The sequence below is a fragment of the Oceanobacter sp. 4_MG-2023 genome (genome assembly GCF_030689165.1).
Classification (GTDB): domain Bacteria; phylum Pseudomonadota; class Gammaproteobacteria; order Pseudomonadales; family Oceanobacteraceae; genus Oceanobacter.
In genome coordinates, this window is record NZ_JAUYVV010000020.1 from 21,309 (window position 1) to 38,157 (window position 16,849).

16 protein-coding genes are annotated in these 16,849 nt (G+C 54.7%); 10 read left to right on the forward strand and 6 right to left on the reverse strand.

The window, feature by feature from the left end:
• Positions 1–12 precede the first annotated feature (12 nt).
• Positions 13–465, reverse strand: coding sequence for a MarR family winged helix-turn-helix transcriptional regulator (locus tag Q8W24_RS13140; RefSeq protein ID WP_305415085.1), 453 nt, complete (start codon positions 463–465; stop codon positions 13–15).
• 111 nt (positions 466–576) lie between these two features.
• Between Q8W24_RS13140 and Q8W24_RS13145 the strand changes: the two genes are divergently transcribed.
• Together Q8W24_RS13145 and Q8W24_RS13150 are read left to right on the forward strand one after the other, a co-directional pair.
• A complete protein-coding gene (locus Q8W24_RS13145; protein ID WP_303433280.1) occupies positions 577–1,065 on the forward strand; it encodes a DUF2798 domain-containing protein in 489 nt (162 codons plus the stop codon).
• A gap of 101 nt (positions 1,066–1,166) precedes the next feature.
• Positions 1,167–1,457, forward strand: coding sequence for a DUF3861 domain-containing protein (locus tag Q8W24_RS13150; protein ID WP_303433279.1), 291 nt, complete (start codon positions 1,167–1,169; stop codon positions 1,455–1,457).
• Here the strand turns inward: Q8W24_RS13150 and Q8W24_RS13155 are convergent.
• Complete coding sequence (locus Q8W24_RS13155) at positions 1,454–2,071, reverse strand: DUF3299 domain-containing protein (protein ID WP_305415083.1); 618 nt, start codon at positions 2,069–2,071, stop codon at positions 1,454–1,456. The two genes, Q8W24_RS13150 and Q8W24_RS13155, sit on opposite strands and share 4 nt — an antisense overlap.
• A 78-nt stretch (positions 2,072–2,149) precedes the next feature.
• On the opposite strand from Q8W24_RS13155, the gene Q8W24_RS13160 reads away from it, so the two are divergent.
• The 3 genes from Q8W24_RS13160 to Q8W24_RS13170 all read left to right on the forward strand — a co-directional run bounded on the left by Q8W24_RS13160 (position 2,150) and on the right by Q8W24_RS13170 (position 5,229).
• Complete coding sequence (locus Q8W24_RS13160; protein ID WP_305475565.1) at positions 2,150–2,827, forward strand: ABC transporter ATP-binding protein; 678 nt, start codon at positions 2,150–2,152, stop codon at positions 2,825–2,827.
• Position 2,828: 1 nt separating this feature from the next.
• A complete protein-coding gene (locus Q8W24_RS13165) occupies positions 2,829–4,034 on the forward strand; it encodes an ABC transporter permease (RefSeq protein WP_305452175.1) in 1,206 nt (401 codons plus the stop codon).
• 250 nt (positions 4,035–4,284) lie between these two features.
• The gene (locus Q8W24_RS13170) at positions 4,285–5,229 is read left to right on the forward strand and encodes a hypothetical protein (RefSeq protein WP_305475567.1); all 945 of its coding nucleotides are present in this window, start codon (positions 4,285–4,287) and stop codon (positions 5,227–5,229) included.
• A gap of 66 nt (positions 5,230–5,295) precedes the next feature.
• Here the strand turns inward: Q8W24_RS13170 and Q8W24_RS13175 are convergent, their stop codons facing one another.
• Together Q8W24_RS13175 and zigA are read right to left on the reverse strand one after the other, a co-directional pair.
• A complete protein-coding gene (locus Q8W24_RS13175) occupies positions 5,296–5,967 on the reverse strand; it encodes a DUF1826 domain-containing protein (protein WP_305475569.1) in 672 nt (223 codons plus the stop codon).
• Between the two features lie 2 nt (positions 5,968–5,969).
• Complete coding sequence (gene zigA / locus Q8W24_RS13180) at positions 5,970–7,190, reverse strand: zinc metallochaperone GTPase ZigA (protein WP_305475570.1); 1,221 nt, start codon at positions 7,188–7,190, stop codon at positions 5,970–5,972.
• A gap of 127 nt (positions 7,191–7,317) precedes the next feature.
• Here zigA and Q8W24_RS13185 point away from each other — a divergent pair, with 127 nt between their 5' ends.
• Both Q8W24_RS13185 and Q8W24_RS13190 read left to right on the forward strand, forming a co-directional pair.
• Positions 7,318–8,553 (forward strand): hypothetical protein, encoded by a 1,236-nt coding sequence (locus Q8W24_RS13185; protein WP_305475571.1) that lies wholly within the window; start codon positions 7,318–7,320, stop codon positions 8,551–8,553.
• Positions 8,519–10,783, forward strand: a complete 2,265-nt coding sequence (locus tag Q8W24_RS13190; protein ID WP_305475572.1) for a TonB-dependent receptor — start codon at positions 8,519–8,521, stop codon at positions 10,781–10,783. The genes Q8W24_RS13185 and Q8W24_RS13190 overlap by 35 nt, the downstream gene beginning before the upstream one ends.
• Positions 10,784–10,911: 128 nt before the next feature.
• On the opposite strand, the gene Q8W24_RS13195 is transcribed toward Q8W24_RS13190, so the two are convergent.
• Together Q8W24_RS13195 and Q8W24_RS13200 are read right to left on the reverse strand one after the other, a co-directional pair.
• On the reverse strand, positions 10,912–11,331 hold the full coding sequence (locus Q8W24_RS13195; RefSeq protein ID WP_303433270.1) for a YbaN family protein: 420 nt from the start codon (positions 11,329–11,331) through the stop codon (positions 10,912–10,914).
• Positions 11,315–11,911, reverse strand: coding sequence for a biliverdin-producing heme oxygenase (locus Q8W24_RS13200; RefSeq protein ID WP_303433269.1), 597 nt, complete (start codon positions 11,909–11,911; stop codon positions 11,315–11,317). The genes Q8W24_RS13195 and Q8W24_RS13200 overlap by 17 nt, the downstream gene beginning before the upstream one ends.
• Before the next feature lie 342 nt (positions 11,912–12,253).
• Here Q8W24_RS13200 and Q8W24_RS13205 point away from each other — a divergent pair, with 342 nt between their 5' ends.
• From Q8W24_RS13205 to Q8W24_RS13215, 3 genes are all read left to right on the forward strand, one after another.
• The gene (locus Q8W24_RS13205) at positions 12,254–12,769 is read left to right on the forward strand and encodes a sigma-70 family RNA polymerase sigma factor (protein ID WP_305452188.1); all 516 of its coding nucleotides are present in this window, start codon (positions 12,254–12,256) and stop codon (positions 12,767–12,769) included.
• A 12-nt stretch (positions 12,770–12,781) separates the two neighbouring features.
• Complete coding sequence (locus Q8W24_RS13210; RefSeq protein ID WP_305475574.1) at positions 12,782–13,747, forward strand: FecR family protein; 966 nt, start codon at positions 12,782–12,784, stop codon at positions 13,745–13,747.
• A gap of 229 nt (positions 13,748–13,976) precedes the next feature.
• A complete protein-coding gene (locus Q8W24_RS13215) occupies positions 13,977–16,736 on the forward strand; it encodes a TonB-dependent receptor (RefSeq protein WP_303433266.1) in 2,760 nt (919 codons plus the stop codon).
• The last annotated feature ends 113 nt before the right edge of the window (positions 16,737–16,849 follow it).

The window sequence follows — 16,849 nt, forward strand, 5'->3', positions numbered from 1 at the left end:
GTGGCTCTGGTGTCAGCTCTGCTCCTCACCCTGAAAATTACCAGCCATCAAGCGAGCAAGCCGCTGGAATTCAGCCCTTTCTGAGGGCTGAAGACCTTTGGTCATGCGCTGCACAATGCATTCATCCATACGATTGAGCTCCTCCACAACCGCAACCCCTCTCTCGGTCGTCAGCAGATACTGACTGCGTTTGTCATTGGGGTTGGGCGCTTTACTGATCAGCTCTTGATCTATCAGAGCATTAATCAGCCGCGTTACCTGAGCCTTGTCCCGCCCCAGAAAGCTGGCAATATCAATCGCCGTGCAAGGCTGTTTTCTGTCAATAATCTTGATCACCCGGAGGTGCATCGGTGTGACTTCCAGATCGAGTTGTTCCGCCTGCTGGTGCAGCTGGCGTTTTACGGCGAGCATCAGATGGAAAAGACTCTCCAATAAATATTCTTCCGACAAATGTTCTTCTGACACCAGAAAACTCCTGACAAGCAGCTAAAAAGTAGTTGACAAAATCAACCAAAAAGACCAATATGGTTGCCATTATCAACTACATTGAAACTGGCTTCAAGCCAGGAGACCACCATGAATACACGAACGGCACCCGACTCTCTGGCAGCAGCACCTGAAAAAACGCTCCTGCTGTACAAGATACTGACAGTCCTGGCCATCATGAGTGTGATTGGCGGCTCACTGACAGCGGTCATGACTTATATGAACGTCGGTTATTCCGATGACTTTCTGGCCGCCTGGCGAGGGGCTTTTCTCTCAGCGCTGGTCATTATGCCAGTAGGTATTCTGCTGATGGGCTTGGTCAGCAAGCTGATTGGGCTATGGCTGCCCAACAAGACGGAATTAACACGCAACCTGCTCGCCGGAAGCATCATGGCCTGCCTGATGGAATCCATCCTGGCCTTCAGTACTGCTGTCAATACGACTGGTTTTGCGGATAACGAAGCATTGCTGCATGGCTGGCTCGACGGTTTTCTCGCCGCCCTGCCTTTGGGGCTGGTATTGATGTTGATGATGTCGCTGACGATCAAACCCAAACTTGAACGCTTTCTGAAAAGCTAGATCTGGCATCCGATCCGGCCACAAGCCCTGAACCATCAGGGCTGCCATCGACAACCACAATTCAACTCTTGTTTATTCATCTGTTCATCGGAATCATGACCATGAAAGCAGCGCACCAGTACCGTATACGCATTGATCACATCAGCCCGGACGGTTCAGACACCGCCGGACAAGCGTTCGAATTTACCTTTGCCAGCCATGATGAGTTATTGACGATTATCGACACACTGCAGCACCGATCCGATATCAGCCCGCAACAAGCAGCGCCTTTGGGGCTGGGCATCAAGCTGTTTGGCAGCGTTATGATGAAACATCGCTCCGAGCCACTGTTTGCCGACCTTTGGCCGCACTTTTCAGGCTTTATGAAAAATCTGAAAAAGCAACCACGCTAGTCATAATACAACTCGCGCTTTTCCAACTGGAGAGAATAGGCCGACTGGCCCAAACCATTGACGTTTTGCTCCAGGAACAGAACACCTTCCAGCCAGACCGGGTCGTAAATCGATTCCAGCACAAATCCGTCTTCCACCTCGACATGGACAATCTGGTTCGGTGGTGGGGGTGGGACATGAATACAGGCACCAAAAAACGGTACCAGGAAAAATTCGATCACCCGTTGTTGGTCATCAAAATTGATCGGCACAATAAAACCCGGTATCCGTACCCTGACACCATTCAACTCTGCACGCGTGCGGGTCGACTCCAGTGCCGCCTGATAACGCTGCATCTGGGCGGCGTCTTCCAGTGAGGTGTCGCTGGTAATCTGGCTGGCCAGTCCGCTTGCCATATCATCTGCCGCCGATCCTTCCACAATACCGTCGAGTATCGCCGGGCGGTCCATCAAGGCTGCCAAATCATCCTCGGGCAGTAGATCGATCCACTCCACTTCGCGGAGCTCCTGGCTAACGGCTTGCACCACGGGTGTTGCAGAAGCGGGAGATGAATCAGAGCACCCAGCCATAAAGAGCAGTAATAGCAAACTGCCGGATAACAAACCTGTATTCATAGTCAGTACTCAGTACTCTGAAGAATTAATGCTCTTTGCTTGTTACTATATAACAAACCACAAACCCCAGAGAAACCTATGCTGGCAATTGAGTTACGGGACGTTGAATTCCACTACCCATCCGCCCCGCCAGAGCATGCTTTACACATTCCCCATTGGCAGGTTGATCATGGCCAACGACTGTTTTTGCACGGTCGTTCTGGCAGCGGTAAAACCACGCTATTGCGTCTGTTAACCGGCATGATGTTACCGCAACAAGGCCAGATACGCATCCTGGGAGAAGACATCCAGACCATGTCGGCTTCGCAGCGGGACAGTTTCCGGGCACGCCATATTGGCCAGATTTCGCAGCAGTTTTATCTGCTGCCGTATTTGTCCGTTGCTGACAATATTCGCCTGGCGGCGGTACTGGCCAAAAAATCCAGCGCCGCGCTGGATAACAACATTTACCAGTTGCTAGAAAAACTGGACATGCCCGCCAACCTGTTCCATCAGACCGCAGGCCGTCTCAGTCAAGGTCAACAACAACGGGTGGCCATAGCCCGCGCCTTGATCAACCAGCCACTGCTGCTGTTTGCCGATGAACCCACCTCGGCGCTGGATGAGGATTCTGCCGCTGCTTTTATTCGCTTGTTGCTGCAAAACCTGACCCCCGACACCACCCTGATCATGATCAGCCACGACCACCGACAGGCCGACTGGTTTGATCAATCGGTTGCCTTGCAGGATCTTACTGTCGTTAGAGAGGATATTTGAGATGTTATGGCGTATTGCTCGCTTGAGCCTCTGGCATCGGCGCATCACCATCGGCCTGATTGTGTTGGCACTGACCCTGGCGTTTGCCGTCTTGCTGGCGGTGGAACATATTCGCCACGAGGTGCGCGATACCTTTACCGGCACCGTCTCCGGGGTGGATCTGATCGTGGGTGCCCGTACCGGCTCCAGCAACCTGCTGCTGTACTCCCTGTTTGGTATCGGCAGCCCGACCCGCAACATGAGCTGGGACAGTGTTGAAACAATCAGGCAACAGCCTGCGGTTGATTGGGTCGTGCCCTTGTCGATGGGAGATTCTCATCGGGGCTTTCGCGTACTGGCCACCAGCAGTGACTTTTTCACACACTTTCATTATGGCCAGAAACACCCGCTACAGTGGCAGCATGGGCAAGGCTTTGCCACGGCCAGCGATGTGGTCATTGGCTCATCGGTGGCGCAACAACTGGGCTATGACCTCGGCGACAGTCTGGTGCTGGCTCATGGCCAGGGGCGAACCAGTTTCAGCCGCCATACCGACCATCCGTTTACCATTACCGGGGTGCTGCAACCCACCGGCACTCCCATTGACCAGACCTTGCTGATTGGCCTTGATGCCATGGACCTGATTCATGGTGGCAAACCGGGCGCACACCCTGAGTCCATCAGCGCCCTGCTGGTTGGCCTCAACAGCCGCATCCAGACCTTTACCTTGCAACGCCAGATCAACGAATTTGACGACGAAGCCCTGCTGGCCATTTTGCCTGGCGTCGAATTGTCCTTGCTGTGGGAAAACCTGGGCTGGATCGAAACCAGCTTGAGGTCGATTGCCGCGCTGGTGTTGCTGTCGTCCATGCTGGGCATGATTACCCTGCTGCTGGTGTCAATCCAGCAACGGCAACAGGAGCTTGGCACGCTACGTTCACTGGGGGCTGGCCCCTGGTTCGTATTTGCGCTGATTGAAATCGAAGTATTGCTGATTACCGCCAGCGCCTTGCTGTTGGCATTGCTGACAACCCAGCTGGGCCTGCTGGCCGCTGGTCAATGGCTGGCTCATATCACAGGTATCCAGCTGACCTTGCTGAAAATCGATGCCCGGTTACTGGGCTGGCTGGGATTGTTGCTGCTGATTTCCCTGCTCGCGGCAGTGATACCGGCTTGGCTTGCCAGTCGTCGTTCCTTGCTGCAGCAGTTACACAGTGAGTCGCATTAACAGAGGAAACGGATAATTCTCCGGGCGGTTGGTGGCAAGCCATCACCGCCCGTGCCCATCGAACAACCTGACCACCGGTATCCACAAACTGCCACCCACAAACCGGTATTCGCAAACCACTATTCATGCCAGCCAAGTACTTGCCAGAACACAATACAATGCTGGTATCTTCGTCTTGCGTGGCTATTTCTGGCACCTATCTATCGAACCAAGCCGCGGCGTTATTACAAACCATATCATGGACACCAAGATGCATATCAAACACCCGTTAGTTATTATTTTTTCATTGGCCAGTCTGAGTGGCTGCGCTACCGCAGACACCTATTCCGGCTCCGGCACTGTCATTCAGGGCGCAGCCACGGTCGAGCAGAACAACCTGTTTAGCTGCGAACGAGGCCGTTCACGCCTGTCTCCGGTTGGTATCAAGTCCAGCGGTCAAAAACAGTTCGTTGTGCCCGCCGAAGTCCAGTATGACGAACGCTACTTTGCTGCCGATCTTTATAATGAATGTTCCGGCGTCACACCGCGTTCATTGGCCGAGCTGTCCGTTGAGGATGTGGCCGTTGTCAGCATTGATCCGGACGGCGAGGTCGTGACCGGTTACATTTTTGCCGACAACTATTTTGAACTCTATGTGAATGGCCAACTGGTGGCGGTTGATCCGGTGCCCTTTACCCCCTTTAACGCCAATATCGTTCGCTTCAAGGTCAGCAAACCCTATGAGCTTGCGATCAAGCTGGTCGATTGGGAAGAACATGCCGGACTCGGCAGTGAGAGCAATCGTGGCAAACCCTTTCATCCCGGGGATGGCGGATTTATTGCCAGCTTTTCCGATGGCACCCTAACCGGCCCCGACTGGTATGCCCAGACTTATTACACAGCACCGGTTTTTGATCTGAGCTGCCTTGAAGAGATCGGCTCCCGCCGTGTATCAGAACGCTGCAGCACCGCTAGCAGGGATAACGCCCGTGGCGCCTATTCTGTCCACTGGGATATCCCAACCGATTGGCAAACCAGCCAGGAATATCGGACATGGCCCGCGGCAACCACCTATTCCGAAGACGAAATAGGGGTAAACAACAAAAAAGCCTATATGAATTTCCGCGAGAAATTTGGCGCAGCGGGGGCCAGCTTTATCTGGTCTGACAATGTCGTGCTGGATAACCTGGTGCTGTTGCGGCATCGCGTCGAGTAAGCACCCGGTTGCCCCTGCATTGCCACCAGGTCCCCAATCAACCCCTGCTTCCGCAGGGATTAACGCTCAGGCAGCGGCAAAATCGATACTGAAAAACAACCGGCTATCGCCTTCGCTCACCACGGGAGAGCGGTGGATCAGACCTCGTCCTTCGTTACCTTCCCAGCCTTCACCCTTGAGCAGCGCCATATCGCCGCACGACAACTGCTGGATCGCTTCGGGTATCTGGCATGGGTCGCGGGGATTACCTCCCAATGCCTGCCGGTCAGCGCCGTATTCGGCCAGCCATTCCGTACCCGGGCCATACAAGCTGGCTACCAGGCGCGCTGGCACATGGTCGACATGGAAGCGGGGGCACATGGCCTGCTGCAACGACACCAGACGAACATACATCGCCGGAGGCTCAAACAGTGCCGCAAAAATACCAATATGCTGGCTCAACCAGCGGGCCAGTACATCGGCGTGCTGCAAGGTGGTCGGCAAGCCGCTGTTCAGCCCTTGCACCAGCTCCGCTTCGGTACCCGATAACGCCAGCCGGAAACCCGGCTGGGTCAGTGCCAGATACTGACAATCTGCTCGTAACTGTTGTCGCTCCAGCTCAGAAAAACCTTCATGTGCCGACTCAGGCAGAATGGCGATATTGATGTCCGCTTCATACAGGCGCTGCAGTTCAACAATATGGTCCACGGTCAGGCTGCGCAGCAGCGGTGTTTCGGTTTCCGGGGTTCTGTCTGCCACTATCATCCGCCAAACTCCCACTCAGGAAAGGGATCATCCATCAGGCTCCACAGCTGTCGACCGGCGGCCAGCTCCTCATCGTTCAACAAACAGGCATCCAGCTCGGCTCGTACTGTTTCTTCTGCCATTCCCTGACCAATAAACACCAGCTCCTGACGCATATCACCAAACGGTTCAACCCAGTATTCACTGATAAAATCCAGAAACTCCTCATCCTCTGGCCAGTCTTGCTGCGGGATTGATTTCCAGAAACGCCCGGCACCGCCGTGATGGGCAATGCCCCCGGCCTGGCTCCACTGACCGGCAAACTCAGGCCGGCTGGCCAACCAGAAATAACCTTTTGAACGCACCAGACGGCCCTGTCGAGCAGTCCAGTCCTGATGCAAAAAATCATAAAACTTGCGCGGGTGAAACGGCCGTCTGGCCCGATAGGCAAACGAGGCGATGCCGTATTCTTCAGTTTCCGGCACGTGTTCGCCACGTAATTCCTTGAGCCAGCCCGGAGCCTGACTGGCCTGGTCAAAATCAAAAGCGCCGGTACCCAATACCGCTTCCAGAGGCACCTGGCCATGCTGGATCGGAATCTTGTCCGCCTCTGGATTCAGTGCGTCCAGAATGCCAAACAGACGCTGTAATTGCTCGCCATCAACCAGATCGGTTTTGCTGATCAGGATACGGTTACAGAATTCGACCTGATCCACTAACAGATCGGCCACGTTACGCTCATCGTCTTCACCGAGCGATTCGCCACTTTCCTGCAAACCTTTGGCAGCATCGTAGTCTTGCAGGAAGTTCACCGCATCGACCACCGTTACCAGAGTATCGAGACGCGCCACATCAGCCAGCGAACGGCCGTCTTCATCGGCAAAGGTAAAGGTCTCAGCCACCGGTAACGGCTCGGAAATACCCGTGGATTCAATCAGCAGATAATCAAAGCGGCCTTCTTCCGCCAGCTTGCGAATTTCAATCAACAGGTCTTCGCGCAGCGTGCAGCAAATGCAGCCATTACTCATTTCGACCAGCTTTTCTTCAGCGCGATTCAGGCTCACTTGCTGGCCTACCGCCATGGCATCGATATTGATTTCACTCATATCATTGACGATCACGGCAACGCGTAAATTATCGCGATTATTCAAAATATGATTCAGCACCGTCGTTTTACCGGCCCCCAGAAAACCGGACAACAAGGTGACCGGTAACGGCTCAAAGTGCTTTGCAGACATAGTGGTGTTCCTCTTCATCAGGCAAGAGAACGCCCGCCGACCGCTAAATTTGCTGTCAGTTCTTGACGCTTCCCGCCTTTGTTATGTTATAACAACGCAAAATTTAAACAACCAAGGACTTCAATCCATGTTTGCTCAGCGGAATCGCAAGATACTTTTTCTGGCTATCACCAGTGCGCTGCTCAGTGCCTGTGGCAGCTCGGATGACAGCTCATCCAGTTCAGATGACCACGACCACAGCGATGAATACGGCCAGCGTCTGGTCATGGCTGAACAGACCAGCCAGGATATTTCCGTATATGATCGGGATGAAGCCAGCGTCAGTTTGGTTGGTCAGGCAGCGGCCACAGCCGGACAACTGTTAAAATCCGATGATGGCCTGAGCGCTGCTCTGGTTACGGCTTCTGGCGTGCAATTTATCAGCAGTGGTCTGGACACTGAGCCAGAAACTGACCCCGTCTTTCTGGATGCCCTGACCGTCACGCAAGATGACCCACAAATGGTCATGACAGAAAACCACTTTGCCCTGCTGCAAGACGGCGTTACCGAATTCTACCCGGCTGAAGACCTGACAAGCGCCAACGGCCCGGAAGAAGACTTTACTCTGGTTGATATTACCCAGACCTTTCCGGCACTGATTCTGGATGAAGGCGAAAGCCTGTATGCCGCCTTCTATAACGATCAGGTGCACCTTTACAGCGACGGCGAGATACTGAGCAGCCATACCTGTACATCACCTTCTGCCGCCATGCAGAACGACGAACTGGTATTGATCCAGTGTGATGAAGCCTTGCGTTACGTGGTCGTGGACGAAGACGACAGCGACGTCCATACCGCCTACAGCGGCACTACCTTCACCGGCGAAACCGTCAGCGGCTGGAACAGCGGTGGTGACTATATCTTGCTGTACAGCACCGATAGCAACACCGTTTCGATGGTTTATCCTCACGGCGACCACACCCACAGCAGCGATCCCGGGTTCAGCCTGGAAGAAGGCCAGAACATTTGTGCTGCTGCCCTCAACGACGAAGCTACTGCCGTTATCGCGGTATATGACGACGCCACTGCCGAAGTGCTTGACCTGAGTGATAGCGGTCTGGACCCAGCCAGTATCAGCCTCAGCGAAGTCGATAGCGCCAGCTTCAGCTGCGATGATATACAATTGGCTGCTGGCAGCTCGGCCTTCATGATCACCGATAACAGCGGCGGTCATCTGTACACGGTTGACTCCCATGACGGTGGTGCCTGGCATTTACATGGCAGTGCACTGGCACTCTCCAGCGGCATTGCAATCCAGTCTACCGTGATGCTGGAAGCGGATGACGACGATGAAGATGATGACGACGACGACCATGACCATTAACAGGCGAGGCACCACCGGAAACGGTGGCGCCTCGGCAGATACCTCTGCCAACCCTCCCCTGACCCGCAAGCGGTCGGGGGGTGTATTACCACGGCCAATGGCAACCGCCATTGGCTTGCCATTACTAATACTCGCCACCCTGTCCCACGCAGAGACGACAAGCGCCGATACAGGCGCTTCAGACAACACAGAAAGCAACCAGGAAGACTGGCTCGACCTCGGAGAAATTCGCGTCACCGCCCCGGAACAAACCCCATCCGAAGCCGCCACCCAGGTTCTCGATCAACAGTCGATTCAGGGTAACCGCAGCCAGTCACTGGGGGCCTTGCTGGAGTCCATGCCCGGCGTCAGCAACGCCTCGTTTGGCCAGGGCGTTGCCCGTCCGGTCGTACGCGGATTATCCGGCAACCGGGTACAAATCCTGACCAATGGCGCAGACAGCGCGGATCTCTCCGCCATGAGTTCCGACCATGCCCCAATGGCCGACCTCGCCGCCGCAAACCAGGTTGAGCTGGTGCGAGGCCCGGCTGCTTTTCGCTTCGGCAGCGGTATCCTTGGCGGCATTGTTAACGTCCAGGACCAGCGTATTCACGACACCGAACTGGATGGCATCAACGGTGAAGTCACTCTGGGATATTCCAGCAATGATCAGGGCTGGACTCGTATTGCCCGGCTTGATGCCGGTAATGGCCAGACCATTGTGCATATCGATGGCTTTGACCGTGAAGGCAATAATTATCATGCAGGTGCGAATGGCGCACAGAGCGGCGACCGCACTGGCGAAATTCTCAACAGCGACACCAGCAGCCAGGGCATGGCACTGGGCCTGAGCCGGATCTTCGACAATTACGGCTACATTGGTCTCAGTATCAGCAACCTCAGCAGCGACTACGCCGTCCCTAACGAAGACAACGATGACACTCGGGTCGCTCCTGACCAGACGCGCTACGACCTGCGCGCAGAACTCCCCCTCAATAGCAGTTGGGCCGAGGCCTGGCGATTACAACTGGGCTGGAGTGATTACGAACACGATGAATTGACAGACGACCTGGTGGTCGGCTTGTTTATTCAGGAATTCCGGGAATGGCGCACCGAACTGGACTACCAGACCGAGTCTGGCTGGGTCGGCACCCTGGGTATCGGCAGCAACCAGCGTAATTTTGAACTGTGCCATGACCATTCCGGTTGCGAACAGATTGCCGACCACAGTGATGAAGATTGGGATGGCACCCAAGGGTCTGACTTCACTCTCTACGAAGGCTATAAATTTGCCCACGACACGCCCATGCCGGCGACCGTCAATCGCGATATCATCGGTTTCTGGCATGCCGACCAACAGCTGATCTTTGGCCAACTGTCTCTCGGTGGCCGTATTGAACAACGCCAGATTGAGGCAGATGAAACCGTTATCAGTGCCAGCTTCCGCCAGGATGAGTCGTATTACAAAACCCGTCAGTACACACCCGTGTCACTGTCCGCCAGCCTCACTTACGACCTGAACGACGTCAGCCAGATGATCGCCACGCTCTCACGCCTGCAGCGGGCACCCACCACCGACGAGCTGTACTGGAATGGTGACCATCATGCCACTTTCTCCTTTCAGCTGGATAACCCCGACCTCAAGCTGGAAACCGCCCGGGCGCTGGATATCAGCTGGCAAAGTTACCCCGATGCCAACGCCAGCCAATGGCGTATCAGTGGTTACTTTTACGACTATCAGGACTACATCTATAACGACCTGAAAGAGTTTACCGACCCTTACCACGGCAACCGGGTGTACCGTCATGAACAGACCGATGCCCGCCTGGCCGGTGTCGATGCCACCTGGGTACACCCGATCAACGAGCAATGGGGGCTGGATATGGGAGCTTCCCTGACCCGCGGCTGGCTGGTGCAATCTGGCGACGACCTGCCACGTATGCCAGCAGACAACCTGATGCTGGCCATCAATCACCAGCACAACACCACCCGGCTACGAGCTGAAGTGTTCTACCACGCTCGTCAGACACGCGTCACCGCGGCAGAAACCATCAGCCCGGACTGGTATCAGCTGAATCTCTCCGCACGGACAGAAATCCGGTTTGCCAACCAAACGTTGCGACTGGATGCCCAACTGCGCAACCTCACCGACCAATACGGCGAACAGCACACCTCCTATCTCAAGGAGTACGCTCCCGTCATGGGACGTAACCTGTTGCTGGAACTGCAATGGCCCTTTGGTAATGGCTAACATGAGAGAGGGTAAATACGAGAGTGGATGATTAAAACAGGGCGTGGAGACACGCCCTGCCAACTGCCCGGCTGTTACCCGGCTGTTGGACTGTTGAATGCTGGCATCGAAACCCTGGATCCTGTTGGCTAATCGGTCTTGACCGCCGACAACGGCTCCGGCCGACGCCATAACCAGATCAGCACCAGCGCCATACTGGTATCTGCCAGAACAATAATCCAGATCGGCAGATGCAGCAGACACATCACCAACGCCGATAAGAACATACTGACCGTCGCTGCATACTTGGCAGAACGAGGCATAGAGCCACCATCCCGCCAGTTACGTATCAATGGCCCGGTCAGATGATGCGACTCCAGCCAGGCTGAAAACCGAGCGGAACTGCGCGCGGCCGCCCAGGCCGCGATCAGAACAAATACCGTAGTCGGCAACCCCGGTACAAACACCCCGATAACGCCTAGCGCCAAACTGGCAACAGCCAGCATCATCAACAGCAAACGCAATGGCGCTGTTACCATGGTGTGTTTTGGGTCAGGCCGGGATGCCATACGCGTTACGCAATTCAACGGCAAAATAGGTAAACGCTGCCTGAGCCGCTTCCCCTAACTGACGTTCTTCTTCTTCGCTCATCGGTAGCTCATTCACCAGTGCAGTAAAGGCTTTCCAATGCCTGGCGCGGCCTTCTGGTGATGCCGCCAGATGGCGAGCACCAAACTCATCCGATAACCCCAAAGACTCCGATGCCTTCTTGCGCAACACCGCCGCCCCCAACGTCGACCCCTCCGACACAAACAACCAGCCCAACACCTGAGCCGTCGTCAGATCATCGGCATTCATCACATCGGCCTGTGGGACTTCCTGCCCCAGATCCTTCAAGTCCGCTGCTGCGGCTTGCAGACGGCTGCGGTCTTCCAAATCAGGGAGCAGTGATTTCAGCGTCGGATTACGGTACAAATCCGCAATCTTCTGCTGAAACTGATACTGAACACTGACCCAGATAGCAAAGTTTTCGCGGGTAGCAAATGGATTGCCCTCTGCCACCAACCGGTGCAGCTGCTGATGCTGGGCATCGGTAAGTACTTCAAGTTGCTTGGTGCGGCTACGTTCCGCCGTACTGGTGTTTGTCATGCTGTTCTCCTTACGCTGTTTGAGGGCCTTGGCTTGTCTGATCTCATCTGATTTGTCGGCCAATAGAATGGCCACTGGTAGCCCAGAGTGAGCACCGGATTAAATAGATGTCCCCAAGTATTTATGCTGCATGGCAACATTTTTGCCACGCTGTACTTACCAAGACGTACAAGTCTGGGGAAAGGGCAAAAAAAAACGCTGACAATGTGACGCAGACAGACAGGGAGTTCTCGCCGCCAAGCCATTCATTCTGCCCAAACTCAGAATCATGCTTGAAATAATCAGTCCCTTATAGATAATGAGAACAATTATCATCAAGTATTTTCTGATGCGAGGCCGGGAATGCAGAGTACGACAAGCGAACGTGAAGCACTGAGCCTGCTGTACACCGACCATCACCATTGGCTGCGCAACTGGCTAAACCAGAGAATGGGCAGCTCCGAACGGGCTGCCGACCTCGCTCACGACACCTTTATCCGGGTACTGCTGAACCACTCACAGCTCCACTCCTTGCGCGAGCCCAGAGCGTACCTGAAAACCATCGCCAGCCGATTGCTGATCGATGACAGTCGTAAACGCCGGGTAGAACAAGCCTGGATCGAAGCCTGGACAGAATTCAATCAGGAAGATGCCTGCAGTTGCTCCGCCGAAACCCAGGCCGAAGTGACCGAACTACTCACCGCCCTGGTCCGCATGCTGGAAGGGTTGCCAGAAAAAGTACGTAATGCGTTTATCTGGAGCCGCCTGGAAGGGCTGACGTACGCCGATATAGCACAACGCCTGAACGTCTCCCACAGTAGCGTCAAACAGTACATCGCCAGTGCCATGCTGCACTGTTACGACCTGCTGGAAAACTGAGCCAACCCCCATATGGCAAGATCAGAACCCGCGTCAATCAATCGCAAGATTCTTCATCAGGCGGCACTGTGGCATGCCACTCTGGGCGATGAACAGGTCACCTCCAAACAACGCCAGGACTTTGAACGCTGGCGTCAACAAAGCATACGCCACGAACAGGCTTTCGATCGGATGGCCAGCGTCTGGCAACAGCTGGACCATATTGAAGAAGACTTGCGTCTGCCCGCCGCCAAAGCATTACAACAAGCAACCCTGACAAAGCGTTCCACATTGCCTCTGGTCGCCATGGTGACGCTATCAGCCTGCTGGATCAGTCTCAGCAGCGAACTATCCGGGCTATTCTCGGATTATCACACCAGCCACGGCCAGCGGCAGCAAATCACACTCAACGATGGCAGCGAGATCATCCTTAACACCGACTCGGCCATTGACGTCGACTTTACGAACCAGCAACGCCTCATTCATCTGAAACAGGGCGAGCTGTATATCACCGTTGCTGCCGATGTCAGCCGCCCGTTTGTGATCCAGACCGAGCACGCCACAGCCACTGCACTCGGCACCCAATACGCCGTTCGGGTACGCCGTCAGACAACCGAGGTGGTCGTGACCGAATCCAAGGTCAACGTCTGCCCGGAACAGACGTCCCCCTGTGTAGTGACCCATCAAAACGAAGCCACCAGCGCGGATAACCAACAGGTCGCCACACCTCATACGGTCGATGCAGACCTCCACACCGCCTGGACCAGCGGCAAGCTGGTGGTCGACAACTGGCCTCTCTCCAGACTGCTGGCAGAAATATCGCGTTATTACCCCGGCCCCTTGCTGTATAGCGACACGGCGCTGCAATCCATCCAGGTCTCCGGCGTCTTTATCCTTGATGCCCCCGAACAAATCCTCACCCATCTGGAGCACAGCTTGCCAATCCGGGTTAACCGGGCTGGCAAATTCTTTGCCATGGTACGGCCACGTAATCACTGACCAACCGGCGGGCACTGCCGTACCGGCCTTATCCTCGTATCGCCATTCTGCGTCATTGAGTTGTTCAATCCCTCTGTGCCAGCCCTGATAGGCCGCCCTGGCTGAACACCTATAAAACACCCGTTAGTCACTCGAAATTTACCGACCGCAAAAACATTCAATTTTTTCTGCCCGATTTTTATGGTGGTGCGTCTTATAGTACAAACGCAAACAAGAATACTTCGCACCTATGAAAAACAACCTTACCAACAGCAACGCCACAACCTTGCTGGCCATCTGTCTGTTACTGCCTGCAGTAGCCCCGGTACAGGCAGAAAGCCAGACCACAGGCCAGACACAAGAACAGACAGGTCAGAACTACCAGATCCCGGCTGGCTCCCTGACCTCCGTCCTGAATCGCTTTGCGCTCGAAGCCGGGGTATCGGTACTGTTTGATCCCGCTATCACGAAAAACCGAACCAGTGCCGGCCTGCAAGGGGAATACCGCATCGGAGAAGGTTTTTCCTTATTACTGCGCGGCACCGGCCTGTCTTTCCGGATAGAAAACAACGGCCAACAAGTAACCGTCTATGATCCGGCCGCCTCTCTTATCGAAGCACCTGTCGGCACCCTGATGCTGGACACCATGCAGGTGGTTGCCCAGTCGGGTTCCCGCTCCCAGATTTATGAACGCGCCGACGGCACCAGCATCATCGGCCGCACCGAGATGGACCGCACCGGCCCGCGCCATGCCAGTGAAATTTTGCAGTCCACCGCCGGGGTCTACACCGCCACCAATGAACAGAACCCCAGCGTTTCAGTGAATATTCGAGGCCTGAAAGACTTTGGCCGCGTCAATATGAACATCGACGGCATGCGCCAGAACTTCCAACGCAGCGGCCATGGCCAGCGTAACGGCGAAATGTTTTTTGATACCGAATTCCTGAGCGAAGTAGAAGTGCAAAAAGGCGCTTACGCCGGAGCCGGTGGCGCCGGCGCCAGCGGTGGGGTTGCCACCTTCAAAACCCTGGAAGCCGACGACATTATTGCCGCAGATAAAACCTCTGGCGGCCGCTTGCGGCTGGCCAGTGGCGTTGGTAAATGGGCCAATGGCCAGAACCCGTCCGGCTCTTTGGTATTGGCATTCCGGCCCACAGATCGTACTGATGTGCTGATTGGCTACAGCCGCAAAGACTCCGATCAATACGAACCGGGTACACAAGGGGATGCGGTTTATTGGGGACAAAACGACTATTACATTAATACTGGCATTGTGAATGGCACCGGCCAGGAAATGGAATCCTGGATTGCCAAAGCGAACTGGCACATTGCCGATGATCTGATACTGAAAGCCAGTGCGATCAGTACCACCACCCGCTACGGCGAAAGCTCAGCCATTGATACCGATCAGGCTGGCACCTACAAGGAATACCAGAAATACTGCGATACCGACTCCGACTACTACGGCCAATATCCGGATTTTTGTGCCTCCTACAGCTACGACAGCGAAGGCATTTACCCTATCACCAGCACCAATGATACCGACACCCAGAGTTATGCGCTTGATCTCTACTACAACCCTGACTCCCACTGGATCAATGCCCAGGCCAAGCTGTATCAGGTATCCACTCATAATATCAGTCAAGACAGCGACGACAGCTACAGCGTTACCACACACACCGACACGCTGGGCGGGGTGCTGAGCAACCGCTCTGAATGGTCATCGGGCCATACCCATCTGATGCTGGACTACGGCATTGAGGTTTTTCAGGATCGCAACCGGCCGGATGCCGACTCCGAAGTACTGAGTGATAACGACGTGGATTTACTCGCCGGCAGCACACCGGAGGGCAAACGTCAGCTCACCGGCCTTTGGCTCAGCAGCAACTGGCAATACCGACGTCTGACTCTAACACCCGCCATTCGCTGGGAAACCTATCGACTGTGGGGTAACACCGGTTTTTATGACTCCGATGCACGCGCTGATTCAGAAACCTATGGTGAGCAGTTATGGCAGTACGCCGATATAGATGTTGATCGCAGTGATAACCGCTGGTTACCCAGTCTGGGACTGGCCTACGACCTGATACAAGACCCATCCAATCAATTACAACTGTTTGCCAGTGGCGGTCTTTCATGGCGGCCACCACAAATCACCGAAACCCTGACCGCGAGCACCCAGCCCAGCCATGTGACCGCGGTGAATACCTACCCCAACTGGATGCTGGAACCAGAAGAAACCCGCAGCTGGGAGTTAGGCTTTAACTGGCAGCTAACCAGCCAGAAAAACCCGCAAAACACCCTGAGCGTCAAGCTGCTGCACTATTACAACCGCACAGAAAATTACATTATTTATGGGACAGGGACAGCAACACCAGGCTTTGTGGGCACGCCTTTTTATGCCTATAGCTCGATGTACGTCAATGCACTCAATGACCTGATTTACGAAGGCGAAGAGTTACAGCTGGATTTTACTTTTTATAATTTTTACGGCGGCCTCAACCTCACACGTACCGAACGTGGCTACACCCGTTTCAATGATCATGAAGATTGGGGATTACTCTATAACGCCTGGGCTCTGGGCGGCCCGGATGGCGAAGACCCGTCAAGCTATTGCCCTGATTATGTCAACGAAGACTGCATCGCTGCCGGCACTCTGTATTTCCCACCAGAACCGGAATGGACCGGCAAGATAACGCTCGGTGCTCGTTTGCTTGATAACACACTGGATATCGGTATGACTCTGACAGGGGCTACCCAGACCGGGCAATACGGCTCCCTCTGGGGAACTCTGGATGGAACAGAAGACGTTGCCGGAGAAAAAATCGGCTTGCGCCCTTACACCGTTCTGGATGCCTACGGCAGCTATCAGCTCAGCGAAGCACTGCAACTGGGCTTTAATCTGAAAAACATCACCGACCGGGAATATATCCAGGCCATGGGCGACGGCATGGTACTCACCTATGCACCGGGCCGAACCCTTACCGCCAACTTACAGTGGGGCTTCTGATGATCCGGCATGCATTGGATATCACCCCAACACTTAACGCTATTGCCATCAGGGTGGCGCGGCAACGCCACCCTGAAGCAACCACGGCCTTGATCCCGTCAAGGCCACCCTCT